The organism is Phyllobacterium sp. YR531 (assembly GCF_000282595.1).
Classification (GTDB): Bacteria; Pseudomonadota; Alphaproteobacteria; order Rhizobiales; family Rhizobiaceae; genus Phyllobacterium.
The window spans coordinates 105,801-128,793 of the sequence record NZ_AKIZ01000037.1; the positions used below are offsets into that span (position 1 = coordinate 105,801).

At 52.5% G+C, this 22,993-nt stretch carries 22 protein-coding genes; 4 read left to right on the forward strand and 18 right to left on the reverse strand.

Features of this window, described 5'->3' with window-relative positions; all coding sequences use genetic code 11:
• Position 1 precedes the first annotated feature (1 nt).
• Together PMI41_RS20340 and PMI41_RS20345 are read right to left on the reverse strand one after the other, a co-directional pair.
• Positions 2-1,771, reverse strand: a complete 1,770-nt coding sequence (locus tag PMI41_RS20340; protein ID WP_157179451.1) for a GGDEF domain-containing protein — start codon at positions 1,769-1,771, stop codon at positions 2-4.
• A gap of 440 nt (positions 1,772-2,211) precedes the next feature.
• Positions 2,212-3,234, reverse strand: a complete 1,023-nt coding sequence (locus PMI41_RS20345; protein ID WP_008128013.1) for a YeiH family protein — start codon at positions 3,232-3,234, stop codon at positions 2,212-2,214.
• 108 nt (positions 3,235-3,342) lie between these two features.
• On the opposite strand from PMI41_RS20345, the gene PMI41_RS20350 reads away from it, so the two are divergent.
• Positions 3,343-4,230, forward strand: a complete 888-nt coding sequence (locus PMI41_RS20350) for a LysR substrate-binding domain-containing protein (RefSeq protein ID WP_040856193.1) — start codon at positions 3,343-3,345, stop codon at positions 4,228-4,230.
• A 163-nt stretch (positions 4,231-4,393) separates the two neighbouring features.
• Here the strand turns inward: PMI41_RS20350 and PMI41_RS20355 are convergent, their stop codons facing one another.
• Together PMI41_RS20355 and PMI41_RS20360 are read right to left on the reverse strand one after the other, a co-directional pair.
• Positions 4,394-4,822, reverse strand: coding sequence for a DUF6314 family protein (locus PMI41_RS20355; RefSeq protein WP_008128016.1), 429 nt, complete (start codon positions 4,820-4,822; stop codon positions 4,394-4,396).
• 3 nt (positions 4,823-4,825) lie between these two features.
• Positions 4,826-5,332 carry a GAF domain-containing protein gene (locus tag PMI41_RS20360; RefSeq protein ID WP_008128019.1) on the reverse strand — a complete coding sequence of 169 codons (507 nt, stop codon included), beginning with the start codon at positions 5,330-5,332 and terminating at the stop codon, positions 4,826-4,828.
• 150 nt (positions 5,333-5,482) lie between these two features.
• Here PMI41_RS20360 and PMI41_RS20370 point away from each other — a divergent pair, with 150 nt between their 5' ends.
• On the forward strand, positions 5,483-5,842 hold the full coding sequence (locus tag PMI41_RS20370) for a winged helix-turn-helix domain-containing protein (protein ID WP_008128021.1): 360 nt from the start codon (positions 5,483-5,485) through the stop codon (positions 5,840-5,842).
• Here the strand turns inward: PMI41_RS20370 and PMI41_RS20375 are convergent.
• Positions 5,820-6,287 (reverse strand): DUF3592 domain-containing protein, encoded by a 468-nt coding sequence (locus PMI41_RS20375; protein WP_008128022.1) that lies wholly within the window; start codon positions 6,285-6,287, stop codon positions 5,820-5,822. The genes PMI41_RS20370 and PMI41_RS20375 overlap by 23 nt on opposite strands.
• A 24-nt stretch (positions 6,288-6,311) precedes the next feature.
• On the opposite strand from PMI41_RS20375, the gene PMI41_RS20380 reads away from it, so the two are divergent.
• A complete protein-coding gene (locus tag PMI41_RS20380) occupies positions 6,312-6,578 on the forward strand; it encodes a hypothetical protein (RefSeq protein ID WP_008128024.1) in 267 nt (88 codons plus the stop codon).
• Here PMI41_RS20380 and PMI41_RS20385 read toward each other — a convergent pair.
• Positions 6,575-7,840 (reverse strand): cation:proton antiporter, encoded by a 1,266-nt coding sequence (locus PMI41_RS20385; RefSeq protein WP_040856202.1) that lies wholly within the window; start codon positions 7,838-7,840, stop codon positions 6,575-6,577. The genes PMI41_RS20380 and PMI41_RS20385 overlap by 4 nt on opposite strands.
• 135 nt (positions 7,841-7,975) lie before the next feature.
• Here PMI41_RS20385 and PMI41_RS20390 point away from each other — a divergent pair, with 135 nt between their 5' ends.
• On the forward strand, positions 7,976-8,869 hold the full coding sequence (locus tag PMI41_RS20390) for a DMT family transporter (RefSeq protein ID WP_008128028.1): 894 nt from the start codon (positions 7,976-7,978) through the stop codon (positions 8,867-8,869).
• Between the two features lie 6 nt (positions 8,870-8,875).
• Here PMI41_RS20390 and surE read toward each other — a convergent pair whose 3' ends face one another.
• The 12 genes from surE to PMI41_RS20450 form a co-directional block, all read right to left on the reverse strand.
• Positions 8,876-9,613 carry a 5'/3'-nucleotidase SurE gene (gene surE, locus PMI41_RS20395; RefSeq protein WP_040856101.1) on the reverse strand — a complete coding sequence of 246 codons (738 nt, stop codon included), beginning with the start codon at positions 9,611-9,613 and terminating at the stop codon, positions 8,876-8,878.
• A gap of 11 nt (positions 9,614-9,624) precedes the next feature.
• Positions 9,625-10,776, reverse strand: a complete 1,152-nt coding sequence (locus tag PMI41_RS20400) for an MBL fold metallo-hydrolase (RefSeq protein WP_008128032.1) — start codon at positions 10,774-10,776, stop codon at positions 9,625-9,627.
• On the reverse strand, positions 10,776-11,843 hold the full coding sequence (locus tag PMI41_RS20405; protein WP_008128034.1) for an ABC transporter ATP-binding protein: 1,068 nt from the start codon (positions 11,841-11,843) through the stop codon (positions 10,776-10,778). Before PMI41_RS20405 ends, PMI41_RS20400 begins: the two co-directional genes overlap by 1 nt.
• The gene (locus PMI41_RS20410) at positions 11,831-13,534 is read right to left on the reverse strand and encodes an iron ABC transporter permease (protein WP_008128036.1); all 1,704 of its coding nucleotides are present in this window, start codon (positions 13,532-13,534) and stop codon (positions 11,831-11,833) included. The genes PMI41_RS20405 and PMI41_RS20410 overlap by 13 nt, the downstream gene beginning before the upstream one ends.
• A gap of 228 nt (positions 13,535-13,762) precedes the next feature.
• The gene (locus tag PMI41_RS20415) at positions 13,763-14,749 is read right to left on the reverse strand and encodes an ABC transporter substrate-binding protein (RefSeq protein ID WP_008128037.1); all 987 of its coding nucleotides are present in this window, start codon (positions 14,747-14,749) and stop codon (positions 13,763-13,765) included.
• Between the two features lie 316 nt (positions 14,750-15,065).
• Positions 15,066-15,431: a hypothetical protein gene (locus tag PMI41_RS20420; protein WP_008128038.1), complete on the reverse strand. Its 366-nt coding sequence runs from the start codon at positions 15,429-15,431 to the stop codon at positions 15,066-15,068.
• Between the two features lie 278 nt (positions 15,432-15,709).
• Positions 15,710-16,717, reverse strand: coding sequence for an AI-2E family transporter (locus tag PMI41_RS20425; RefSeq protein WP_244423982.1), 1,008 nt, complete (start codon positions 16,715-16,717; stop codon positions 15,710-15,712).
• 90 nt (positions 16,718-16,807) lie between these two features.
• Positions 16,808-18,268 (reverse strand): UdgX family uracil-DNA binding protein, encoded by a 1,461-nt coding sequence (locus tag PMI41_RS20430; RefSeq protein WP_008128040.1) that lies wholly within the window; start codon positions 18,266-18,268, stop codon positions 16,808-16,810.
• Positions 18,265-19,497, reverse strand: a complete 1,233-nt coding sequence (locus PMI41_RS20435; protein WP_008128041.1) for a putative DNA modification/repair radical SAM protein — start codon at positions 19,495-19,497, stop codon at positions 18,265-18,267. Before PMI41_RS20435 ends, PMI41_RS20430 begins: the two co-directional genes overlap by 4 nt.
• A gap of 91 nt (positions 19,498-19,588) precedes the next feature.
• The gene (locus PMI41_RS20440; RefSeq protein WP_008128043.1) at positions 19,589-20,383 is read right to left on the reverse strand and encodes a mechanosensitive ion channel family protein; all 795 of its coding nucleotides are present in this window, start codon (positions 20,381-20,383) and stop codon (positions 19,589-19,591) included.
• 81 nt (positions 20,384-20,464) lie between these two features.
• On the reverse strand, positions 20,465-21,511 hold the full coding sequence (locus PMI41_RS20445) for a DUF475 domain-containing protein (protein WP_008128045.1): 1,047 nt from the start codon (positions 21,509-21,511) through the stop codon (positions 20,465-20,467).
• A 159-nt stretch (positions 21,512-21,670) separates the two neighbouring features.
• On the reverse strand, positions 21,671-22,885 hold the full coding sequence (locus PMI41_RS20450; protein ID WP_040856215.1) for a bifunctional cobalt-precorrin-7 (C(5))-methyltransferase/cobalt-precorrin-6B (C(15))-methyltransferase: 1,215 nt from the start codon (positions 22,883-22,885) through the stop codon (positions 21,671-21,673).
• Positions 22,886-22,993: the final 108 nt, after the last annotated feature.

Consider the following 22,993-nt stretch of genomic DNA (forward strand, 5'->3'; position numbering starts at 1 on the left):
GCTATGATTGTCGTTGGCAGGAAAGTGTCATGGATGCTTCCTTCAGCTTTTTTCTTTGACGCACGTCATCATATCCAGAGAAACGCACCCGGTTGCGCCCTGCTGCTTTGGCAGCATAAAGCGCCATGTCTGCACGATTGACTATTTCAGACCAAGGCACGTTCTTGCATTCTGCAACCCCAAAACTTGCTGTAATTTTGAGGGAACTTCCGCCGGGTATAGCAATCAAATGATGCTGGATTGCAATCCTCAACCGGCGCGCAACCATTGCGGCATCGGCGGCTGAATACCCACGCAGCAATATTGCAAACTCCTCACCCCCAAATCGGGCGACAATGTCACTTTCGCGGACTGTATTGCGCATGATCCTCGCAATTTCTCGCAAAACCTGGTCGCCAAGAAGATGGCCATGTTTGTCGTTGACGGCTTTGAAGTGATCAATGTCCGCAAGTATAAAATATGGAACACGTTCTCCATGCTCGGCACTGGTTATTGAACTTCCCAAATCATCCAATGCCCGCCTGTTGAGAAGGCCCGTCAATCCATCCGTATGCGCCAAATGTTCAAGTTGGCTCATGAGGAAAGAGCGCTCTTTCAATTTTGCTGTGATGACTTCGATAGCGGAGTAAAGTGTTTGAATCTCCGCAACGTGGCCGGACTCTCGGGAGAGGTTCGAGGGACGATCATCGGCCAAATTTACGATCGCCTCCGCGCCCCGGAAAAGTGGCCCGAAAATATGATACTGAACGACAGCAACCAGACCGATTACCAGTACGAGGATCAGGATTGCAATGGCACTGGTGTGGTAAAGTGCTTTTCGCGCAGTCCCTTCACGGCCCTCGAACTCATCGATGGAAGCGGCAAGATAAATGCCGCGTAATTCTCCCAGTGGCTTCATCGCGGCAACATAGCGCTTCGTAAATGTCGCTGTGTCCAGCGAGAATGCTCCGCCTCTCTGTGCGGCTTGAACCTGTTCGTCTATCAGGGCAAGCCCTTGATTCATATAGAGCAAATTTGCTTCTTTGCGCTTTTGAACAATAGGAGAGGAATCGGGGTGAGACTCGCTGCTGGGTTCCATCAAATACCACATGTCGCGAATATATCCCCGGAGAACATGGCTCTCTATCACATTTTCCTCTGGGATCGGCTGGTTCAAGGCCATTGGTGCAACCAGGTATGATCCTAATCGTCCAGCATATTCCCGCAAGCTGGTTAGCATCATGCCTTTAATAACCACTGCTCCCAAATCGCGATCGTGGCGCAGAAGATATGCTGCCTGCCATTGGATGATTGCCCTGTAGCTGTCCCAAGCCGCAAACATCTGGTCAATTGCGCCCTGGACTTCATCAAAACGCAGCATGGCGCGTTCTTTCAACTGTGTCGCCTCAACCTTTCTGCGACCAAGCCGAAGTTCCTGGCGAACGCCCTGAACAAGATTATCGGGAATAATGCTCGCATTGAGCTTGTTCAGCGCATCATCAGTCTTTTGCTGGGCAGCCTTCCAGTTGTTATAGGCTTGACTGCGGTCTGTATCGTCTGCTGTCATCAGAATGTTGGCGGGCCCACGTTCTGCCGAAATGAAATTGGCGGCTTCGAAAACGGAGGCAAACTGCTTCACGTCCATCAGATTGGTATGCGCTTTTGAAAACGATGCGACAGAGATTAAAATAGTCGACCCCGCCATCACCAGCGTACATATGATAACAATCAGAGCCATTCCCCAAAGCCGTATCTTCAGACGGCCTCGAGTCGCGAACAGCTTCATTTTCATGATTTGCAGTTTCTTCACTGAATGATTTTTCACAGAGCGCTCAACGGGCTTAGTCAGAGCAATTAACAGATGATGCGAACCAATCCAGAAAAAATAAGATTATGTCTTCAATTGCTATGGGCACAATACTTGCGACTCGAAATATCATCATGAACAACAGCCGATACTGGAGAAAATCAATTTTATATTTAAAGTGTATTTAAGTTGTGTTTATTGCTTGTTGCAATCCTAAGTAGAGCCAATCTTTCAGTAATTCATAGTAAATGAATAAGTTCAATAAACGCAACATATATCGCATAAATTTAACTGATCGTCGTCGATCATCACTGGGGTTCAGACCCGAAACTGATTATACAGAAAATCGCCTCTACGCCCTATAGTTTATTGATAAACCTGCTCGTCCGGGGATCACAGCTATTCCAGGACACTCGACTATAAGTTCAAGCAAGCTGCAGCAAGGCTATCAGGCCAAAGCTGATTGCAACCAGCGACGCAAGTGAAAGAATTGCAGCCGCCATGACCCGCCCGCCCGCATGGGCAACTGAACGGATATCGACGGAAAGGCCAAGCGCCGCCATGGCAATAATTGTCAGTACATTGGAAACCTGAGCCATAGGGGCAATTGCCGCCTCGGGGATCAGACCCAGTGAACGCAGGATCATCATCGCGGCAAACCCGCCGATGAACCATGGTACGAGGGATATTTCACGCCGCACCGCTGGTGTTTCATGACGAAGGTCGGCCTTCATGATTGCACCGAGCACGATCAACACAGGACCGAGCATCAGCACCCGTACCAGCTTCACCAAGGTTCCGGTTTGCATGCCCAATAGTCCTGCTGGCGCTGTCGCAGCAATAACTTGGGGCACCGCATAGACCGTCAACCCGGCCAGCACGCCATATTGCGGCACGCTTATCATGGTGTGGAAGTAAAGCAGCGGAAGCAAAAATACGGCCACTATGCCCAACACTGCGGTAAAGGTCAGCGCGGCGGCGATTTCCTTGCGGTCTGCTTCAATGACGGGCGCTACTGCCACTATTGCGGAGTTTCCGCAAATTGAGTTACCGCAAGCAATCAGGGTGGCAAGCTTCGGCGGCAAGCCGAACAACCGGCCTATTCCATAGCTGATGGTGATCGAGAGGGCGACTACTCCCGCAATACCTGCAATAAGCGTCAGGCCAGCACCTTTCATCGCCGTCAGGCTGATTGAAGCGCCCAATAATACAATTGCCATTTCCAAAAGAAACTTTGCGCTGAAATCGATACCTGGCGCCAGCGAGCGATCCGGTTGACGTAATGAGCGTATGGCAATGCCGACAACAATAACCAGCACGAGACTTTCCACCCATCTGACGCCGAATACTGCCGTCTCGATATGCTCGCCAATAACCGCCACAAACGCGACAGCACAACACAATGCGAGGCCGGGGAGAACAGAAAATGCGCGTTGATGAATGAACATGAGCTTGCCGTTTCAGACTTTAGTGGTAGCCGCTTATCTCACTTCCAATCATCGACATCCATCGAATGTTATGTCATGTTTTATTCGATAAAATCGAATGGTATTCTCATGACATTTGAACAACTTGCCATTTTCGTCGCGGTTGCCGAACGCGAACATCTTACGCAGGCTGCCGCCGCTATTCATCTGACGCCTTCTGCAGTCAGCAGCGCGATTAAAAATCTGGAAGCATTTTACGGTGTCGAGCTTTTCCACCGCGTTGGAAGGCGTATTGAACTCACCCAAACCGGTCGCGTGTTTCTGGGTGAAGCCAAAGCGACAATCGCCCGGGTTCGTTCAGCTGAACTTATGTTGTCAGAACTGGGCGGCCTGCGTCGCGGCAAACTCAGCCTTTACGCCAGCCAGACAATTGCCAGCTATTGGCTCCCACCATTCCTGATGCGCTTCAAGCAGGACTATCCCGGCATCGAGATCGATCTGACCATCGGCAATACGCGAACGGTGGCCGAAGCGGTGACACAAGGCGAAGCTGAGCTGGGCTTCGTCGAGGGCGAGATCGAAGCCCCCCTTCTTTCAGCAAAGATTGTTGCAGAAGACGCGTTGATCATCGTGGTTGCTCCGCAACATCCTTGGGCTGACCGGCGGCCTTTGACGGCCAAGGATCTTGTCGGGCAAACATCATGGGTTATGCGGGAACAGGGTTCCGGCACGCGCTCGGAATTTGAACATGCAATCGACAATCTCAAACTGTCCCATGATGATCTGAAACTTGCCCTCGTTCTCCCGTCAAATGAAGCGGTGCTTTCCGCGGTCTGCGCGGGTAATTGCGCCGCTGTGATTTCCAGCGCCGCCGCGCGAGCCTATCTGCACGAAGGGCTGGTAATCAAAGCAGCATTCGATTTGCCTGTGCGCAATTTCCGCATGCTGCGGCATACACAAAGACACAGCAGCAAAGCTTCGGAGATATTGGAAGGGTTGTGTAGCGTAAAGACTTAGCGCGTCTTGCATACCCGTAATGCGTGGTTCGACGGGGCTCACCATGAGGAAGTATGGTTAGCTGCATGAAGCGTTGCTAAGTTGCAGAATGTGGCTCCCTGCAATCACCAATCTTCCTCATGGTGAGCCCGTCGAACCACGCAAAATGGTAATGCAGAACTTATCAGGTTAAGCGCACATACCGGCTCAAACTCGAATATCGCTTTTGCGGCCCGTTGACCCGCCAAACCTCTACCCAGCTATCCATGCTTTCAAAGAAAAAGCGGCCTTTATAAAGGTCACTCCCGCAAAGATGCGATACCCGCTGTGCTCCATCAAACCCAACGCTGATGAACTCGTTGCCGCTTGGATAAAGCACTCGCACAGCACCGTCTTCAAAAATGAGCCCGTAAGTCCTTACCGCCTGAAGTACATTCCCGCCAACCGACATTTCACCGCGCTCTTCAAACAACTCGCACGCAATCTCGGCCTGCCCCGAAAATGCATAAACCGCGCCAGCGCGATGATCGATTACTTTGCGAGTCACCTCCCAAGTACCGAAAATCATCTCGGCAACAGAGGTTTCCGTCGCATGGGCTGGCCGATCAAGCATGGATCAGTCCACCTGTTCTTCCCAAGTGCAAGCGGCCGTATAGATCGCCGCCAATCTTTCAATGCCAGCCTGATCATCACTGTCAAAGCGCGAAGGCGTTGGACTATCCAGATCGAGAACGCCGAAGACGCGTCCGTCATAAATCAAGGGAACCACCAGTTCGGATCGTGAGGCTGCATCACAGGCAATATGCCCCGGAAAGGCGTGCACATCTTCCACCAGAATTGAAGCTGCGCGTTCGACAGCGCTGCCGCATACACCGCGCCCTACCGGAATGCGCACGCAGGCGGGCTTGCCTTGAAAGGGTCCAACGACAAGCTCTGCTTGTGAACGCAGGAAATAAAAGCCTGCCCAATTAATGTCTGGCAGCATCTGGAAAATCAGCGCCGATGTATTGGCAGCATTGGCAGTCGGATCATTCTCGCCTGCAAGCAGTGCTTCCAGTTGGTCGCCGAGTTCCTTGTAGAACTGTGGCTTGTCGCCTTGGGTTATCGCTTGTGCTGCAAACATGAAAACTGACCTTCCCTGATGGGCTTGTGCATGACGGGCCACATTTCTGCCGAAGCGACCGGCTTGTCAAGCAAACGCAAGTCGACCGGCAATGTACTTTGCTCCGTGCGTTGATATAGATAAGAACCGGATTTCAAAGGTGCAATTACAATGATTTCAAATGCCAAAGGCGATCTGCAAACCTATGTGCGTATCGACTTTCCTGACAAGGAGCGGCTGGGTCCGGGAAAGATGCAACTGCTTGAACATATCCGCGATACTGGCTCCATCTCTGCAGCGGGACGCGCCATGGACATGTCGTACCGACGGGCATGGCTGCTGGTCAGTGCCATGAACGCAATGTTCGCAACGCCGGTCGTCGACTCACAACGCGGCGGCAAACAGGGCGGCGGAGCTGTGGTAACGGAATTCGGTGAAGAGTTGCTACGACGATACCGCAGCATGCAGACGAAAGTCGATACAGCGCTGAACGCGGACTTTGAATGGATCAACCGGAACCGGAGCCGCTAGGGCGAATAGTCTTTCGCCGTTTTCGCGGGCTTTTCAGGCTTACCCGGAAGTAGATCATGTAGGTTATGAAACTGAAAACAGCCGTGATGACAGCAAGAATTGCGGGACCGCCCCAAAGCGAAATCCAGTCATTCAACATGGCTGAATGCGGGTCCTTGGCATCATAATATACGACCACGCTTTCCCCCACTTCATAATGCGGAGGAGATGTTCCCATTGACGATGTAAACTCGACATTGGTGCCATCAATGGCCTGGAACGCAACAACGGGTTTGAAAACATAGCCTTTTTTCGAGTCACTTCGAACAAGTCTCACCACATGCCCCTGAGCTTCCATCGCATTGTTGACGAAATGGCGGACATACAATACGGACCAACCGAAACCGCAGAACAAAAGAGCGGTTATGGTGCAGATAAGCACTTTGTGAATATTCGAATTCTTCATCCCAACAATCCGGATCAGCGACGCATGCGTAGGCCACTTATCGCAATTTTCGTTATTTGCACAATTCTGTGCGTGTTGTCTTTTCCACCGGCCATGATGTCACTCGCCTTCACGGGTGCTTTCCCCAAGAAGTATTTTTATATCCTCAGCGTCTGGCCAATCTCTGCAGTACTTGGACCGATTCTCGCTTGGACTACCCATAAACGTTTCGGCATCTGGGCGCTCATCTGGTTTGTTCCTTGTCTGGCCTATGCGCTCTTTTTCCTGACGGGACACGATCTCGGCGCTTAAGGCGCGACTTGTTCCCGATCAGCTTTATCATTCTCCCGCTCCAGCCAATGCATGACCGGCGTCACTGCAATTCCATGCAGGACAACGGATATCAGGACTACCAGCGAAACTGTGACCCATAATATCTCGACGTGAGAGAATGGCGCATGACCAAGTGCGTAGGCGAGGTAATAGAATGAACCAAGCCCCCTGATCCCGAAAATCGCGATCACCGCTTTTTCCCTTTTGCGGATTGGGCTTCCCAAAAGACCAAGCCATCCGGCAATGGGACGAACCAGAAAAAGGATGACCAGTGAAGCCACGATCACCCTCCAGTCGAGAGCCTTGAAGACGCTACCTTCCGCAATGGCTGCACCAAAACAGACAAGCACGATCATCATCATCAGGCGCTCGATCTGTTCGGCAAAACTGTGCAGGTTTTCGTGATAGCCGCTGTCACGCTCCGCATGGCGCAGTGTCAGCGCTGTAACAAAAACCCCGACAAATCCATAACCATGGGCCATTTCGATAAGCCCATAGCTCAGGCAGGTAATACCCAGCACCACAAACCCGTCACCTGTGCGCGACAGTCTCGCGCGGTTCGGCAAATGGAATGTGAGATATCCGAGCAGTTTCCCCGTAACCCAGCCGAGCCCGGCACCTGCCGCAAGCCGCCACACAACGTCGATAATCACCCAGTCACGCAGCCACGGCGCACCTGTCGTTGCAGAAGCTGCAATCACAATGGCCAGATGCACGAACGGAAAACTCAGCCCGTCATTCAAACCAGCTTCGGAAGTCAGTGCAAATCGCACTTCGCTTTTTTCACCCGACAGCGGCGGGCCTACCTGTACATCGCTGGCGAGCACCGGATCAGTGGGCGCGAGCGATGATCCAAGCAACAGCGATGATGCCAGTCCAAGACCAAGAAAGCTCCAGCCCAGCAGGGCAATCGCGCCGATGGTCAGCGGCATCGAAATTGCCAATAGCCGCCACGTTGTCATCCAACTACGCCAGCCAAGTATCCGATCAATCTTCAATCCTGCCCCCATCAGCGCGATGATGACAACAAACTCGGTAATTTTTTCGGTCAGATAGCGGCTGTCGAGCGGGTTATCGCCAATCATTGAAGAGAGCGGAGTCCAGACAAACAATGTTCCGAAGGCTATGCAGACAATTGGAAGGGAAAGCGGAAATTCTTTCAGCACCATAGGCAGCCAGGACGTCATCAGGACGACCAGCCCGAACAAGGAGATCAGAACAATGTAGCTGTCGGTTGTCATATCCAATTGCAACCGATGATAAGGGGTTTGGTTCCCAGAGGCTGGTGAAGCCGCATTGATCGAAAGCATCAAACATTCGAATTTGCACTGTTTGCGGTTTCGTATAGAGACGTGCCGTAGACTGGAAAGCCAATCATGACTGCCCACCCCGTAAAAACCGCGGCCAACGCCAATCGCCTCGCCCTTGCTGCGCTGCTGCTTGGCGGTATCGCCATTGGCGGCTCGCCGATTTTCGTGCGCCTGTCAGAAGTCGGGCCGATGACGACCGCCTTCTGGCGTGTGGCACTGGCTTTCATTCCGCTGCTGATATGGTCAAAAGCAATGCCGGGTGTGAAACGTGATGCGCGGCCGGACAGCCTTGCCGATTATTTCTGGCTATCCATGCCCGGCATATTCCTTGCTGCTGACCTTGCTGCTTGGCATCTGGCGCTGCATATGACTTCCGTTGCCAATGCAACGCTTCTGGCCAACCTTGCGCCAATCTTCGTCACCCTTGGTAGCTGGGCGATTTTTCGTGCTCATGTCAGCGGCATATTCCTGATAGGGCTTGCGACCGCGCTTATCGGCGTTGTCGTCTTGAAGGGTGGTCCTGCGGCGCTGGGTGATGGGAAGCTTGCTGGTGACGCAACGGCTGCGGTCGCCGCCATTTTCTATGCGGGTTATATTCTGGTCATCGGGCGTTTGCGCGTGCGCTTTTCCACCCGCACCATCATGATCTGGAGCACGGCGTCTGCAGCGGTCTGCATGCTGCCGGTCTCCGTGATCTTTGAAACCGGCCTCATCCCTTTGACGCTATTTGGCTGGGCCATGCTGGCAGGCCTTGCCCTGATTTCCCATGCGGCTGGCCAAGGCATGATAACTTATGCGCTGGCTTTCCTGCCTCCGGCGTTTTCATCGCTGACACTGCTGTTACAGCCAGTTGTTGCCGCTGCATTGGCATGGTTCCTGCTCAGTGAGCCGATAGGGCTGATGCAGGCAATCGGCGGCGTTATTGTGATCTTCGGTATCCTGATCGCACGACGCGGCTGATCACTTTTAAAGACTTTCAAGCAGCTCTGCATCAAGCTGCGCCTGCCCAAACCAGTTAAGCCGGTTGACGCAGACATAGCCGCGATCGATCAGATCATTATCGTCCCCCTCTTCGCTCGTATGCGCACGCCCGCGCGGCACGTTGAGAACCGTCACGTCGCCGTCATTGCTCACCACGTCGGATGTCAGCGCAATCTTGTCCCGCCCGATACGCGGCTGGCGAATTTCTGCAGGTAGCGAGGTTGGCAGATTGACGCTCAGCCAGTGCCCTTCAAGCACCCACTCATCCCGCTCTTTCCACAGTGTCCTGACAAAATCGGCAAGCCATTTGACGTCATTTGCCGTCTGCTCAGGCTTTTTAACCCGCGAAAACCCGATTGCGGCAATGCCCCAAAAACTAGCCTCGCGCGCAATACCGAGCGTGCCCGAATAGGCGAGATCTTCCGCCACGTTGCGCCCGTCATTAATACCTGAAAGCACCAGATCGGGTCGCGCACCCTCCTTGAACAGCCAACTCATCGCGGTCACCACGCAATCGGCTGGCGTCCCCGAACAGGAGTAGCGCTTCGGTTCAATCTCCCGCATGGTCAATGGCCTGCCAACTGTAATGGAAGCGCCCGCCGCAGTGCGCTTGCCGTCAGGCGCGACGACCCAGACATCGTCCGTCAATTGCCTTGCAACATCCACCAGAACAGCCAACCCCGGCGCATCAATGCCATCATCATTGCAAACCAGAATTTTCATAGCAGTCGCTTTCATATGTCGATATGCCCGCCGGTACGCGCCGTATCGTCCAGCGCAGGCAGGTATTGTTTCAGTGCAGCCAGTGATGCGAGTGAGCACGAATGACCAAGTGTTGCAGGACGCCCTGCCCCCTCCCAGATTGCCACATTGCCTTGCCGCGTCGGGTGAGTTGGCAACCTTATCCACGCCGCACACTGTGTCTCAAAAAGTTCGGCTGCTGGCGTATTGGGTGGAATGTGACCGGTCAGCAGGATCGGATATTGCTGGTCTGCCGCCCGGCCTATCGCTTCCACCGATGGTCCGGCGCTTCCCATGCCATCAAAAGTCATCAGCGGACAGTCCGGCAGAGAATCAAATTCCGACCAGTCCAGAGCGTTGGCCAGCCGCTCCGCTAGCAATGCATCAACCCCGGTGCGAAAGGCGCCCTTTGCGGCAATCTGTGCCGCCACAGGCTCGCGCATGCTGCCATGGATGGCAAAGCGCTCGGGCAGGATCGCCATCAACTCCAGCGGCTTACCGGAAAGCGGCACCGGCAACAGGCAACCATCGGGGCGCTCTGCAATCCAATGCCGGATCGCGGCAATTCGCTCCTCGCTCGAAACGGCGTCATCGCCATAGGAGGCATCAAGCACCAGCAGATCACAGCGCGGAATGGGGTCCATGGCCAGAACTGCACTGTCGGGGACGACATCGGCAGTATAGACAGCCGATTTTTGCCCGTTGCTGGCTGCAAACCATACACCGCCCGCCACATGGCCGGAACGTCCGGTTGATACGCTCAAGCCCCCTAAGTCAATTGTATCGCCGGATGTGAAAAGCTCCGCCTTTCTTGCTGCAACTGCAAAAGCCTGCACATGGTCCTGCTCGCCATATTGGTTCAGCATTGCCGCAGCCTCAGCAAAGGTCTCCGCCGTCATGAAAATGCGCCCGTGAAACCCGCGTGACTGCAACCATGCCAGCCCGCCAATATGATCTTCATGCGCATGCGAAATGAACACGGCATCAAGCTTTTGAATGGCCGCGTCGTCGATGGCGGAATAATATTCCCTGCCCGTCGCGCCAACTTTAATGCCTACGTCCAAAAGAATGTTTTTGCCGCCGCTTGCAATGCCAACACTGGTCCGGCCCTTTTCTCCAAAGCCGCCATAGAGATCAATCCGCATCAGACATTTGCCTCCGGAATGACCCAACCGGAGGTGATTGTAATGCGCGTTGTCTCACCCTCAGCCAGCCGTTTCGGATCAGCCAGATCGAAATGCAGTTCCTGCGTTTCATCTCCAGCAACAGCCTCAATGCGCGATCCACCGCCACGATAGATGCTACGCTTGATCGTAACCTCAATGCCGCCATTCGTTGCAGGGATAATGTCAGCGGCGCGAATGCACACCTTTGCATCGCCCGTTACGGCTTGTCCGGCACGGCAGCGGAAAACCGCCTCCTGTCCAAGGACTTCCACCTTGCACTGTCCGCCAGCTTCGGCAGTCAAAACCTTTGCCGGAAGCACCATGCCCTGAGCGATGAACGAAGCAACCATCGGCGTTGCCGGCTGCTCGTAAAGCTCACGCGGCGTCGCAAACTGTACCAGATGTCCCCTATCCATCACGGCAATACGGTCCGCCAGCGCCATGGCTTCGGCTTGATCATGGGTGATATAGATGATCGTTGTGCCGGTGCGCTTGTGGAAGGAGGCAAATTCATCCTCCATCGAAGCGCGCAGGTGAACGTCGAGATTTGCCAACGGCTCATCGAACAGCACCAGCGAAGGTGCTGAAACGAGGCATCGCGCCAAGGCCACCCGTTGTCTCTGTCCGCCGGAAAGATTGGCCGGGCGGCGGTCGCCATAACCCTGCAGGTCGACCAGCGCCAACGCTTCACTAATGCGCCGCTCCCGCTCTGTTTTTTCAACCTTTGCTACTTTCAGGCTGTAGCCGACATTTTCAGAAACGGTCATATGCGGCCAAAGGGCGTAATTCTGGAAGACGATCCCAACCCGTCTCTGTTCCGGCGGCACGTTCAATTTCGAGTCGGACATGACCTTGCCGCCAACAGTGATTGTTCCTTTATTGACCTGCTCGAAACCCGCAACCAACCGCAACAATGTGGTCTTGCCGCAGCCGGAAGGACCAAGCACCGCAACGAATTCACCATTGGCAACATCAAGCGAAACGTTGGACAATGCGTCGAAATCGCCGAACGTCTTGGTCACATTTTCAATTTTCAATCCCGCCATGGCAGAACTCCGTTTGGAAGGCTGCGTGCGAACAGATTGGTCAACAGCATCAGCGCAAAAATCACGACAATGGTCAGAGTGGATATGGCGGCCGCATAATTGGAATCGCCGCCCTGCTCAAAGGAGAAAATAACGACGCCGATGGTTTCCGAGCCCGAGGCCCACAGCAGCGCTGAGACAGTCAGTTCGCTGAATGCCGTCATGAAAATCAGCACGCCCCCGGCAAGCGTTGCCGGTGCAACCAAGGGAAAGACGATTGTGCGCATGCGCCTGATAAGTCCCGCCCCCGCGACCTGCGCTGCCTCCTCAAGCGAACGGTCGATCTGATGTAACCCGCTGATCGTCGGACGCAATGCCAGCACAAGGAACCGCGCCAGATAGGCATAAAGAATAATCCAGATCGTATTGTATATCTGCAGGCCAATGACCGGCAGCGGCTTAAGAAACAACAGCAGCGAGGCAATGGCCAAAACCACACCCGGCAACGCATAGGGCAGTTCTGCCGAAAGATTGAGGAAGTTGGTCCACCACCGTTTGCGCCAGGTTATCAAATAGCCTAGCGGAACCGCTACAAGCACTGCAAAAGCAGCGGCAGCAATGGAAAGGCCAAAACTGTTGAAGAAGGCCCGTTTTGCCGCCGCATGTTCAAAAAGCACGAATGCATAATTGGCGAGTGTGACGGTCTTCATGCTGAGCGGCACGCCATATGCTGCAACAAGCGACGTCAGAAACAGTCCAACAATAGGCAGGACCAGAACAATGACGATAAGCATCCACATGGCGGTTTCCGCCAAGGGTCGCCAACGGCCAAGCTCAAATGGGGCGGCTGGGAGCGAAGTGGAAGCAATACGATAATCACGGCGGCGGGATGCGTAATCCTGTGCCAGAATTCCAGCCATGGCGATAAGGCCGATAAGCATGGAAAGAACGGCAACTTCGGAAAGCACCGCCGGTCCACCGCCAGCCAGACGTTGATAGATCAATGTCGGCAGGACGAGATAGCCTGCGGGAATGCCCAAAAATGCAGGGATGCCGAAATTGCCGACGCAAGAAACAAAGGCCAGAGCCGTAGCGCCAATGATTGAAGGCGTCATAAGGGGTATAATGATTGTACGAAGAACCGTCCACCTGCCAGCACCGCTGCTTAGTGCTGCTTCTACAAGTTCACGCGGTAGTTTACGTAAGCCAGCTCTTACCATAAGGAAAACCAGTGGCCCATATTGAACGCCCAGCAGCGCGATAATTCCTGTCGTTGAATAAAGCGGGTTCTTGCTGCCAAGCGCCGGGGCCATGCCGATAAGTTTGAGAAAGGGGCTTGCAGGACCAAAGAGCTGTAGCCAAGCCAGTGCCGTCACCTGCGGCGCGATGAGCAGTGGAACCACATAAAGCAAAACAAAGCTGCTGCGTCCGCGCACATTGGTCAGGCTCACCAGAAGGGCAACGGTGGTACCTAGCACCACTGCCAGCAATGTACCGCCTATGCCGACCTGCAAAGAATGCCAAGTTGCCGTCCACGTGGCCGAACCGGAGAGCGCTGTGCGAAGCGGCGCGGCGGAAAAGCTGCCTTGTGGCATTACGATCTCAAAGGCGAGACGCAGCATCGGCACAATGGAAAGCACCGCGACGATGATCGCCACACCTGCGATCAGGGCTGTATCGGCGCCCCGACGCTTTTCACCTGAAATAATCATTCACGGTCCCAAGCATTCATTGTGCTAAACCCATTGCATTATCGCCGTGCGTGGTTCGACGGGGCTCACCATGAGGAAAGTAGTGCTTTGCAAGAGCTTTTCTCTGAGACGCTGCAACAGTTTTTGCAACCATCCACCCTCCTCATGGTGAGCTTGTCGAACCACGCACGACGCAATTGCTAACTGGAACGGCAAGAAGCTCAGTTGAACTCTCTTGCCGGAAGCGTCTTAGCCGCCGAACATTTCCGAGAACTTGGCCTTGTCCGCATCGGTCGCTTCAAGAACTTTCAAGGTTTCGATTGGCATAACCTTTACCTGCACACCTTCGGGCAACCACGAAGGACGACCAATGGAAGGTTTGGCAGGGAGATAGCCCTGTTCAAGTGCCAGCTTCTGTCCATCATCGGAAAGGATGAAGTCGACAAACTTTTGTGCAGCAGGAAGGTTCTTGGAGCCTGCCATGATCGCGACGGGCTCAGTCACCGCAGGAACACCTTCAGACGGGAATACGAATTCAACTGGTGATCCCTTGGCTTTGGCATTCAGGGCCATGAAGTCAACCAGAATGCCATAAGGCTTCTCACCGCTCGCAACAGATTTCAGCACAGCGCCATTGCCGCGTACCGCTACAGTCTCGTTAGCCTTCAGCTTGTCGAAATAGCCCCAGCCAAGTTCTGAATTGCCAACAAATCCACTGAGCAGATAAGCAGCTGCACCGGAATAAAGCGGGCTCGGCATGACGATCATGCCCTTATATTCAGGCTTGGCGAGATCCGCCCAATGTTCCGGCTTGGACGTTGCAGCCGAGTTATAAGCGATACCTGTCGTAATCAGCTTGCTGCCGAAATAAGTCTTTTGCGCATCGTAGGAATCCTTGTCGAATCCTTCGACATTCGCTTTCTCGTAGGACTGGAGCTTGCCCTGCTTTTTTAGACCTTCCATGCTCACGGCATCGGCGATCAGCAACACATCGGCCTGCGTCGCGCCTGCCGAGAATTCGGCGGCCAGTTTGCCGAGGATGTCGCTTGTGCCGGAGCGATATACCTGTACTTCGATATCAGGATTGACCTTGCGGAAGGCCTCGACAGTCTTTGCCGCATCCGCATCGGGTTGCGACGTATAAAGGCTCAATGTTTCAGCATTAGCCACACCAAAGGCGAGCGACACAGCCAACAGAGCTGGCAAACCAATTGTCATTTTAAGAAGCTTGTTCATTGTTTTCTCCTCCCTGAGGGGATTCGGTTTAATCGAGGGGACACGTGCCCACGAAAAATCCTCCACCACGCATAGCGGGTTCTTTGCGACCCATCATGCCGGAAGAGTGTCCATGTTCATTTGTCTTTTGTCAAATACATTTGAACAATGAAACTTATATGACAAACGAAGCTGTTATCGAAATGTCTGAGAAAACTTAGCCGACAGTCATTGTGCAAACCACAATCTATTGCGCGGTGCAGCGAGCTTGAAGCTTAGTTCGCATTATCTACAGTCTTATGACGGAGCGTGATTGCTGATGATCAAACCAAAGCACCTAAAGCACACCGCGGCTGCGCAGAAAATCCATGAGCCCGACATGGGTGATGGCTTCAAACTCTGCCGCCGCTGCCGCAAACTTTTTCCGCTGGTTGATCAACATGCCAAAAACCTGCTTCATCTCCGACGAGACACCAAAGCGTTCCCAACGTTCAGCAACATGCGGCGGCAAATCGAGATCGCGGCAGAAATCCGAAATATTGGCATAGCCAAGCTGTGCGAGATTCAGCTTCACTTCGTCGACCGGCATGCGTTCCTCGACCGCGTGATCATGCAGACGTTGCGCCACCAAACGAAGGTCAGCCGGAGACGATCCGATGACGCGATTGAGGATTGAACGGACCTCATTTGGAAATGATGGCATTTGCAACTCCAGATTTTAAATTGTCTCAGACCCTATAATGAAGGTGGCAAACGAGCCAGCGGAATCTGTGCGCACATCGAACAGCTACGTGAAACACCCGAAACAGCAGCGAGAAACCCGGGGCGCAGCAATTAAGTGTCAGCTTCACAGAAAAAACCCAAAAATGCGAGCAAATCTCTCAATTCTGCAAGCAGAATTGTAATCTATGGCTGCAATTTGGTTGCGCTTGGTTGAAAACAAGCTGTCCCGTTGAATCAGCGTCTAAGAAATTCCAGCACTCAGATCAATCCGCGCAGCTTCAATTCGTCCTTCAGATAGGCATAGTAAATCGGAGCGGCGATAAGTCCTGCGATGCCATACCAAGCCTCAAGAACAATCATGGCCAGTAACAGTTCCCATGCGCCAGCTTTGATGCGCGATCCGATAATCTTCGCATTCATGAAATACTCGAGCTTGTGAATAATGATCAGGAATGCGAGCGAACCAACGGCCGCTACAAAAGAAACACTGAGCGCCACAATCACAATAACTGTGTTTGAGATCAGGTTACCGATTACCGGAAGCAAACCGACGATAAATGTTACTGCAATCATCGTTTTGACAAGCGGCAGATGGATACCGAAGGCGGGCAATACTACTGCAAGGAAAATGCCCGTGAAAAACGTATTTAAGGCCGAGATTCGCAACTGCGAAAACACGATATTGCGGAAAGCGTTGCTTAACAGTGCTGCGCGTTCGGTTAGCGCCACAGCCAACGGGCCAGGCTTTTTATGGGGCGAGACAGATGTCAGCGCGATCAATCCGCCTATCACCATGCCTAGGATAATCCGGATCAGCAAAATACCAATATCCCGCCCGACAAGCTGTAACTGGCCAGCATGATTGCGTAACCAGCCTGCTGCAAGGGTTTCCACCTCCTCTAGATTGGAAGGGAAATAATCGCGAGCCCAAGTGGGTAGATGAAGTTGCGCTGTATCGATGATTTCAGCCATTTTCTGGAACAGCGAGACAATGCCTTCCGAGCCATCGGTCAGCAGGGCAAAGCCACGCATCACGCCAACAACAACGATAAATATAAAAATTAGCGCAAGTAATGCCAGCGCAACTGTTCTTGTCAGGCCGTTTGAAACGCCCATCCGCCCAAGAAGAGGCGCTGCCATATGTACCAGACTATAGACCAGCAAACCGGCCAGAAGCGCCGAAAGCAATCCAAGCTGAAGGACGCCAACAAGTGCGACAAAGGACAATATATATGAAGCTATTTGGGGCTTTGAAACGGTCTGCAAGAGAACACCAGAAAACGAGAAAATCGAGAGAACGTTCGTAGACTTGAAAGCTCTTGCTGCGCAAGGCAAATCGCAAGAATTGATGATCACCTAGCTGGCTATAGCCAGCTTTTTCACCAAACGGATGTCATTAATAAATTTCTCTGTTTCCACGTGTTTCATATCTTCTTCCGGAATGCGCAAAAGGTACGAAGGGTGAACAGTTACAAACAATTTCTGACCGGCACCAAAGGGAAATTCTTTGCCCCGGAAGTCGGATAGCCGCTGTTGCTTTTCAGTTAGCGAGGTTAAAGCAGTGGCACCCAGCGCAACAATCAGTTTTGGTTTGATGAATTCTATTTCTTTCTTTAACCACCAGCGGCAGGCTCGAACTTCGCCCATATTCGGCTTCTGGTGAATGCGTCTTTTGCCCCTTGGTATATACTTGAAATGCTTGACGGCGTTGGTGACATATACTTTGGTTCGATCAATACCGGCCAAATCAAGCGCCATGTCAAAAACCTTTCCGGCGGGACCGACAAAGGGTAGCCCTGCCAAGTCCTCCTGATCCCCCGGTTGCTCGCCCACGAACATGATATCAGCATTCTCTGGTCCATCACCGAATACCGTTTGAGTAGCGTTTTTATATAGATCGCAGCGCGTGCATTGTTCTGCCTGGTGCTTCAAATCGGCGAGTGATCCCGCTGCTTCTGGCGGCTTGTCCTTCTCAGTTTTTACCACTGCCTGCAATCTCTCGTGAAATACTGGCGGCATTGTCGCCTGCCGTTCGCGCATTGCTTGCACCCGCGCTTCGGCCGTATTTATGAGGTCCGGAATCAAATCGGCTTCTGGCAGGTTTTTCCAGTATTTCTTTGGCATTTCTGCCTGCATTGCCTTTATCTTTAGTCTTGCAGGATTGAAAATATTGGCAAAATAGGTTCGCCAAAGATCATCCGTGGCGTCGTCTGTATCCAATTTTACTGCCGGATCACGAGACATTGTGAGTGCAGTTCCGTCCCAGACCGCCGAACCTTTCGGCGTCGCGATGATCCAGTCCATGTCCGTAAACCGCCTTTGAAAGAACGGCGCCACGCGCTCGACAATGAAATGATCCGGCTCGAACCATGCCCAGAATTTACGCCTTGCACCCGATAGCTGGTCAGGCTCGGGGATTTCCTTGAAGCGGACAAATGCCTTCATTTTATGACTGTCGCGGCGGACCGATTTTTCCATCTTGTGGGCAAGCACGACGTCTTCATCCGACAGGATTTCAAGCAGTTTCTTTTCGCTCTGCAGCCGCCACAGCAGCCTGTAAAGCAGATCGAAGCGCTGCGGATTTGAGTGGCAGATGACCTTTTCTGCCAGCGGGACAAACTCTTTTGGCACAGTAATTACTTTAACCGCCGAGTGTGATCGCGTCGTTGGCAATGTATCAAGAAGACTACCTGAATCTCGGGCTTGGTAATTCCAGTCTACCTCTTTTGGTGGCACGTTATCGACCAGCATTGCCTTGGCTATATTTCGCCATTCATCATAATTGGCTGCAGTATCAAGACAAGCTGCTACAGTCATAACAATGTCAACTGTTCAGGCTTTGGACTGAAGACTGCCCGCAGATCTGCGCTGTCAATAAGACTATGCGGCGACCACCCTTCGGCGACAATGAATGCTTTTATCTTCTTGATGGAAACACCAAGTCGCCCAAGATCGTCCAGACGAAGACTACGATGCTTGCGCGCTACCAGAATGGCTTTGACTGTCTTCGTCCCAAGCCCGGGAATTCGCAAAAGCATCTCCCGTTCGGCTCTGTTTATGTTTACGGGAAATTTTCCGCGATGAGCCAAAGCCCATGCAAGTTTCGGATCAAGATCAAGATCCAGCATTCCATCCGGCCGGGCTGAAGTGATTTCTTCAATACCAAATCCATAAAAACGATAGAGCCAATCCGCCTGATAAAGCCGATGTTCGCGAACCAGTGGCGGCTTTATGAGCGGCAGGTTTTTTGATGAATCCGGTATCGGGCTGAACGCCGAATAATAGACCCGGCGCAAACTGTAGCTACCATAAAGCCTTGAACTTGTTTGCAAAATTGTAGAGTCACTAGCGGCATCCGCACCAACAATCATCTGCGTACTTTGCCCGCCCGGTATGAATTTTTTGCGCCGTTTAGTCTGTAGCGTCGGATCATTTGCTGCCTCGATCTGCAGCCGAAGGTCGCCCATCGACTTGCGGATATTGCCGGGTTTTTTCTCGGGTGCGAATTTCGCAAGGCCTGAATCTGTTGGCAGTTCAATGTTGATCGAGAGGCGATCTGCATAAAGTCCAGCTTCTTCAATCAGGTGTTGTGAGGCTTCGGGAATGGATTTGAGATGAATATATCCGCGAAAATTATGCGTCGTGCGAAGCTCTTTTGCGATTCTGACCATCTCTTCCATTGTATGATCGGAAGATCGGATAATTCCGGATGAAAGAAAAAGTCCTTCAATGTAGTTCCGACGATAGAACTCAAGCGTAAGCCAGATCACCTCTTCTACTGAAAAGCGGGCGCGCTCGACATTACTCGACGATCTGTTGATGCAATATGCACAGTCATAAATACAAAAATTTGTGAGAAGTATTTTCAGCAAGGAAATACAGCGCCCATCCGGAGCATAGGCATGACAAATCCCTGACCCTTCCGTAGAGCCCAAACCGCCGGAACGGGAGGAATCGCGTTTTGTCGTTCCGCTTGAGGCACAGGATGCATCATATTTTGCTGCATCCGATAAAATTGCCAAGCGTTCCTGTAGCGTCTTCTTCATGCCTGTTCACTTTATGTTCTATTGCCTACTCTGTCAAATTCACAAAGTAGAACGGGCCATTGCAGAAGCAGTTCCCTGGCCCATCCTGTTATTATTTTACGTTGAGCGCATTTCTCACGCTCTTATTGAGGTCAATTTTCGCAGCGAGAAAGTCCGGCACTGCAGTCCAATAACGCAAGGTGATGCTCATCGTGCTTTCTCCAAGTTCGGCAATAAACGTGCTTGGTGACGGATCACTCTTTACGTGGGGATTCTTGTCGGCGAGGCCGGTCAATACTTTTTGTATCTTGTCGAAATCTTCCGCGTTATCGATTGTAACGGTGATGTCGTTTCGTCTCGCGCCATTACGTGTGAAGTTTTTGACAGGCTGCGTCCACAAAGTGGAATTTGGCGCAAGCACATATATGCCATCGGCCGCACGCAGACGTGTTGCAAAAAGCCCGATCTCTTCGACAGTTCCTGTAACGCTTCCGACTTCCACATATTCGCCAATACGTAGCGGCCTTAGCGCAAGCAGCATAATTCCCGCTGCGATGTTCTGCAAAGTTCCCTGCAACGCCAAGCCAATGGCCAAACCGACAGCACCTATGGCTGCTATCACTGATGCGGTCTGGATACCGAACTGGCCAAGGACCATGACGATCACAAGACCCAAGACAACATAGCGCGCAATCTTCGAAAAGAAACGCCGCAGGGTCATATCAAAACCGCTGACCTGCCCGAGACCGGCGTAGACCCAGCGTTCTATGAGGCGCGCAACGAGAAAGCCGATTATCAGCAGCAATATCGCCCCTATTACAGAAAATGAATAGGTCACGATAAGGGCGCTTGCTTGGCGAACAGCCGCTTGAATAGCTGAAAACGCGTTTTGAGGATCAAGTTCCATGGGGCAGTCTCCTTTCGGCAAGAAAGGTCCAACCCCTAAGGCGCTAAAATTGTTCCCTCAAAAAATATTCGTTTTGTGGCTTTACGCTTCAACAGCTTCCGGGTTACGGCGACGATAGATGATCGACGAAATCAGCGAGAAGATAATAAGCGCCGCTCCGATAAGGCCTGTTATGACCTCCGGAATATGAACCAGCGTCTGGCAATACATGATGACTGCAAGAACGAGGATCGCATAAAAAGCGCCGTGCTCAAGATAGCGATACTGGCCCAGGGTCTCTTTTTCCACCAGCATGATCGTCAGTGACCGGACATAGAATGCGCCGATGCCGAGGCCAATTGCGATCACGAACAGGTTGGTCGAAAGCGCAAAGGCACCGATAACGCCGTCAAACGAGAAGCTTGCATCGAGCACTTCCAGATAGAGGAATGCACCAAGCCCCCCCTTGTGAACGGTGTCCATCTGTTCCTGGGTAGCATCCAGTAAGGCACCGATGCCCTCGACGACCAGGAATGTCAGAAGACCGTAAATCGCCGATGTGAGGAACGTAACAGAATCCTCGCCGACCAATTGCCGCGAGAAGAAAATGATCAGGATGAGGACAACGCCAACCTCGATGCCTTGAATCGAAGCGAAGCGTGAAGCGCGGCTTTCAATCACTTTGATCCAGTGAACGTCCTTTTCATGATCGAAGAAGAATTTCAGGCCCACCATCATCAGGAAGGTGCCGCCAAAGGCAGCAATGCCCACATGGGCTTCTTTCATGATGCGCGCATATTCTTCAGGATTGGAAATTGCCAGCTTCATCGCAGAAATCGGATCGATCCATGCCGCAACCGCCACGATGGCAAGCGGGAAAACGATACGCATGCCGAAGACAGCGATGATAATACCCCACGTCAGAAAGCGATGCTGCCAGACCGGGTCCATATCTTTCAGGATTTTGGCATTCACGATGGCATTATCGAATGACAGCGAAATTTCCAGCACACCCAGAACAGCGCAGATAAACAAGACAGCCAAAGCGCCCTGTACATTGCCGGAATAAATGAAACCGATCCAGGCTCCAGCGGCGAGACCGAAAATTGTGAAAAGAATTGGCCAGATGAAATACTTATACGTTGCCATGGGTGTTTCCTGCTCCTGACTCCCTGATTGCTCTCAGGACGGCATTCAAACGTCTTTTAATACGTTAAGAATATGAATTTCCACCCGATTGCAATCTCCCGATCCCCTTAGAAAGCATAATCCTGTCTTAATCCTGTCGTGGACATGCGTAGACAATCATTACGGCTGCTTGCGCACGGTATAAATAGTGACTGGCAGCGCCGATCGCCAGCTATCAAAATTGCCAAGCGGCTGCACATGCGAAACGTGGAGCTTGATGAGTTCTCCCCCATAAATTTCCCGCCATTTCACTAGTGCCATCTCGCTTTGGATTGTGACAGCATTTGCGACAAGCCTCCCGCCAGGTTTCAGGCCAAGCCAACACGCCTCCAGCACGCCATCATCCGTCACGCCGCCGCCAATGAAAATCGCATCTGGCGAGTTGAGCTTTGCGAGCACGCCCGGGGCTTGGCCGCGCACAAGCTCCAGCTCAGGAACGCCCAGAGTTTTACTGTTTTGCATAATCAGGGATTGCCGTTTTTCATCAGCCTCAATTGCAAATGCTCGGCAGGCCGGATGCGAGCGCATCCATTCAATACCGATTGATCCACAGCCTGCACCGACATCCCACAATGTTTCACCCGGCAGCGGTGCCAGATGCGCCAACGTCACTGCACGCACATCTCGCTTGGTCAGTTGCCCGTCATGTTGATATGCCTCATCGGGCAACCCGCCAATAACAGGATAGGAAAGTGCAAATTGCTCGGGCGCTCCACAATCCACGGCCAGCACATTAAGATCTGCACATCGCAGTTTATCCCAGCTTTGTGCTACACCCTCGATCCTGTTTTCTGACGCACCACCCAAATGTTCCAGCACCGACAAGTGTGCGGACGTAAATCCGGATTCGATCAGAAGTCGCGCTACATGAGCGGGCGTTTCGCCATCATTGCTAAGGATCAGCAGCTTTGCATTGGGCACAAAAGACTTGGCTAATGTCTCAAGCGGACGCCCATGGACGCTTAGCAATTGCGTATCCTGTATAGGCCACCCCATGGCGGCGGCTGCAAGAGAGAATGATGATGGTGATGGCAAAACCAGCATTTCATCCGGGCTGACATATCGCGTCAGCGTAGCGCCCATGCCGAAATGCATTGGATCACCGCTGGCAAGTACTGCTACATTGTTACCGCGCAAAGCAAGCAACATGGCATATGCATCCGAAAATGGCGTAGGCCAGGTTACGTGTTTCGCACCAAGCTCCGCAGGCAAGAAATCGAGATGGCGCTGCCCTCCGAATATCGTACCAGCCGCAGCCAATGCATCGCGCGCATTCTGGCCAAGGCCATCATACCCGTCTTCACCTATCCCTATTACCGTCAGCCACTGCGTCATCATGTATCCCATTGAATATCCGACGCATGCATGCATGAAAGGAACGGACGGGTCAACGAAGCACGAAGCAATGAGAATGGTTGGCACACCTTGAACCATCCTGTAAAA

What these genes read in the sequence shown, in the direction of transcription:
- PMI41_RS20355 (WP_008128016.1), bottom strand. Translation starts at nt 4,822, where the DNA reads ATGCTTGATCGGCCAGCCCATGCGACGGAAACCTCTGTTGCCGAGATG.
- PMI41_RS20435 (WP_008128041.1), bottom strand. Translation starts at nt 19,497, where the DNA reads ATGAAGAAGACGCTACAGGAACGCTTGGCAATTTTATCGGATGCAGCA.
- PMI41_RS20350 (WP_040856193.1), top strand. Translation starts at nt 3,343, where the DNA reads ATGACATTTGAACAACTTGCCATTTTCGTCGCGGTTGCCGAACGCGAA.
- PMI41_RS20370 (WP_008128021.1), top strand. Translation starts at nt 5,483, where the DNA reads ATGATTTCAAATGCCAAAGGCGATCTGCAAACCTATGTGCGTATCGAC.
- PMI41_RS20375 (WP_008128022.1), bottom strand. Translation starts at nt 6,287, where the DNA reads ATGAAGAATTCGAATATTCACAAAGTGCTTATCTGCACCATAACCGCT.
- PMI41_RS20420 (WP_008128038.1), bottom strand. Translation starts at nt 15,431, where the DNA reads ATGCCATCATTTCCAAATGAGGTCCGTTCAATCCTCAATCGCGTCATC.
- PMI41_RS20430 (WP_008128040.1), bottom strand. Translation starts at nt 18,268, where the DNA reads ATGACTGTAGCAGCTTGTCTTGATACTGCAGCCAATTATGATGAATGG.
- PMI41_RS20340 (WP_157179451.1), bottom strand. Translation starts at nt 1,771, where the DNA reads ATGAAAATGAAGCTGTTCGCGACTCGAGGCCGTCTGAAGATACGGCTT.
- PMI41_RS20380 (WP_008128024.1), top strand. Translation starts at nt 6,312, where the DNA reads ATGCGTAGGCCACTTATCGCAATTTTCGTTATTTGCACAATTCTGTGC.
- PMI41_RS20400 (WP_008128032.1), bottom strand. Translation starts at nt 10,776, where the DNA reads ATGCGGATTGATCTCTATGGCGGCTTTGGAGAAAAGGGCCGGACCAGT.
- PMI41_RS20415 (WP_008128037.1), bottom strand. Translation starts at nt 14,749, where the DNA reads ATGAACAAGCTTCTTAAAATGACAATTGGTTTGCCAGCTCTGTTGGCT.
- PMI41_RS20385 (WP_040856202.1), bottom strand. Translation starts at nt 7,840, where the DNA reads ATGACAACCGACAGCTACATTGTTCTGATCTCCTTGTTCGGGCTGGTC.
- PMI41_RS20410 (WP_008128036.1), bottom strand. Translation starts at nt 13,534, where the DNA reads ATGATTATTTCAGGTGAAAAGCGTCGGGGCGCCGATACAGCCCTGATC.
- PMI41_RS20445 (WP_008128045.1), bottom strand. Translation starts at nt 21,511, where the DNA reads ATGGCAACGTATAAGTATTTCATCTGGCCAATTCTTTTCACAATTTTC.
- surE (WP_040856101.1), bottom strand. Translation starts at nt 9,613, where the DNA reads ATGAAAATTCTGGTTTGCAATGATGATGGCATTGATGCGCCGGGGTTG.
- PMI41_RS20440 (WP_008128043.1), bottom strand. Translation starts at nt 20,383, where the DNA reads ATGGAACTTGATCCTCAAAACGCGTTTTCAGCTATTCAAGCGGCTGTT.
- PMI41_RS20390 (WP_008128028.1), top strand. Translation starts at nt 7,976, where the DNA reads ATGACTGCCCACCCCGTAAAAACCGCGGCCAACGCCAATCGCCTCGCC.
- PMI41_RS20405 (WP_008128034.1), bottom strand. Translation starts at nt 11,843, where the DNA reads ATGGCGGGATTGAAAATTGAAAATGTGACCAAGACGTTCGGCGATTTC.
- PMI41_RS20345 (WP_008128013.1), bottom strand. Translation starts at nt 3,234, where the DNA reads ATGTTCATTCATCAACGCGCATTTTCTGTTCTCCCCGGCCTCGCATTG.
- PMI41_RS20450 (WP_040856215.1), bottom strand. Translation starts at nt 22,885, where the DNA reads ATGACGCAGTGGCTGACGGTAATAGGGATAGGTGAAGACGGGTATGAT.
- PMI41_RS20360 (WP_008128019.1), bottom strand. Translation starts at nt 5,332, where the DNA reads ATGTTTGCAGCACAAGCGATAACCCAAGGCGACAAGCCACAGTTCTAC.